The 2,415-nt window shown below is 35.8% G+C and carries 1 pseudogene; it reads right to left on the bottom strand.

The features are described from left to right. A pseudogene (locus tag ACTG3S_RS11170) lies at window positions 1-2,415 on the bottom strand (hypothetical protein); the annotation flags it as partial.

The raw sequence follows: 2,415 nt of genomic DNA on the forward strand, positions 1-2,415 counted from the left end.
CTTGGGTCTAGATTTCCTGTAAAAGTTAATGCATCGTTATTTGCAGGTGTAAAAGTAACTGTTGGGTTAAAGTTTAAAAGGTTTGCTGTTACATCAGGCTCTTGTCCGCCAAGAGCAGTAAAATCTAAACTAGCTGTCTGATCTTCCCAAAGCGTAACATTTGCACCACCAGTAACATCTAAATCTGCTCTTAGCCATAACGTATTAAATAGTACTCCTGGTGTTATTGGATCTTCTGTGTCATCTCTATAATCTACATCTCCAGTTGTGCTTACGTCTGAGTCTGTGTCTGGTAAATCTGTAGATGGTGTGTTTATTTCATCATTTACATCATAATTATCGTTAACATCTGCACCTTCAAAATTATCGTCTAAACCATCATTGTCTGTGTCTGTTCCAGATAAAGAATTAGCCATTCCGTTTTCTTCGATATCAGGAGTTCCATCATTGTCTGAATCTGTATCTAAATAGTCTGGCTCATCTATTGTGTCATGATTATTAGGTACGGATAAATCTACACCAGTAATACCTCCACAAGGTGTACAATCTGTATCATAAGCGTCATCTAATCCATCAGCGTCTGTATCTACATTTGATGGAGTAACATAACCTAATGTTGTTTGTGCTTCTACATTGTCTGGGATACCATCATTGTCTGCATCTATGTCTAAGTGATTTGCAACACCATCATTATCAAAATCAAAGACATCTGGGATACCGTCTGAGTTTGTATCAGTATAATCTGTAGTTCCTCCTGGACCACCATTACCATCATCTGAATTATCTCTGTAGTTAGGTATACCATCATTATCTTCATCTCCATCTGGATCGTTTCCACCACTTTCTACTGTATCAATTATACCATCATTATCATCATCGATATCTATGCTGTTGATAATACCATCTTCATCTGAATCTACGCCCACAATATCGTCTCTATAATCTACATCTCCACCAATATTTACATCTGAATCTGTGTCTGTAAAATTATCATTTTGAGTATCATCAAAAGTTCCATTAACATCCTTATAATTATCTCCATCACCTTCTCCGAAACCATCACTATCCGTATCACCAGCACCATCATCATCTAAAGAGTTTATAAGACCATTTGTACCAAAATCTGCAGGTAAACCATCTGCAACACCATCTGTATTAGCATCTGTTAAACTACTACCAGATTCTACAATGTCAAAAGCACCTTCGTTGTCTGAATTTAGATCTAAATAATCTGGTTCAGAATCTCCATCTGTATCTTCAGGAGTAATACCAGTATCATAGGCTAAATCAATACCAAAAAGGCTGTAATTACCTGTAGGAGGGATATAACCTTGTGTAGATTGTGCTTCTATATTATCTGGAATTCCATCATTATCTGCGTCTAAATCTCTAAAGTCGAAAACACCATCACCATCTGAATCTACAGGTGTACAAAAGGCAATATTACCAATAGCAATATTCTGAAAATCTGTTAAACTACCTGTACCTTCATTTTCGTAAACAATTTGTATTTGAGATATCCACTCGTTTATAGAGTTGATAACTATATTTGAAGCCCCTGTGCCTGTACCCTGAAAAGTATTTGCACCCAAATATGTGTTTGTAGCACCTACTGTATAGTTTGCTGGTATTAGCGTATAGTTAGTACCATCTTGTTTTGTAATAATAACTTGTACTTTATCAGTAGCTATTGTTGTCACATCTTGATTTACATCATAAATTGTAAAAGTAGCACCAAAAACGGGTGCGCTAAAGTTAAATTTATGTCTAGATAAAGCATTAGATGATGCACCCTGATTTAAGTTGTAAGAACTGTTCGCTGTTGTGGCATCATTAATTCTATAATTACTTTCACTATTAACGTTACTTGTTCTAGATAATGATATTGTAACATTTGCGTTGGTTACAGAAGGATTTGTTGTAATTGGGTCATCACCATTTGTAACAACAGCGTCTCCTTCTAGGTATTCATTATCCCAATTTAAAATTCCGTTGTTAGAACTACAAGTTCCAAATTCTATTAAATCTACAATACCATCGTTATCGTCATCTAAATCTGTTTCGTCGCTAATATTGTCATCATCATTATCTATGGTAAAAGTGTCATCTCTATAATCTACATCACCTGCATTTAAAACATCTCCATCTTCATCTGGGAAATTGTCTGTTTGGGTGTTGTCAAAAGATCCGTTTACGTCTAAATAGTTGTCTCCATTATCATAAGCATTATCTAAACCGTTGTTACCATAAATTCCTGTAAGTGTTAAACTCGCTTCTGCGTTGTCTAAAAGACCATCATCATCGGCATCTGTGTCTATATAATCTGGAAAGGTGTCCGAATCTGTATCTTCAGGAACTAAACCACCAGTATAAGCCGTATCTACACCATTAACGTCGTAAATACCATCTGGAGCA

It is taken from the genome of Polaribacter sp., assembly GCF_965656025.1.
GTDB lineage: Bacteria > Bacteroidota > Bacteroidia > Flavobacteriales > Flavobacteriaceae > Polaribacter.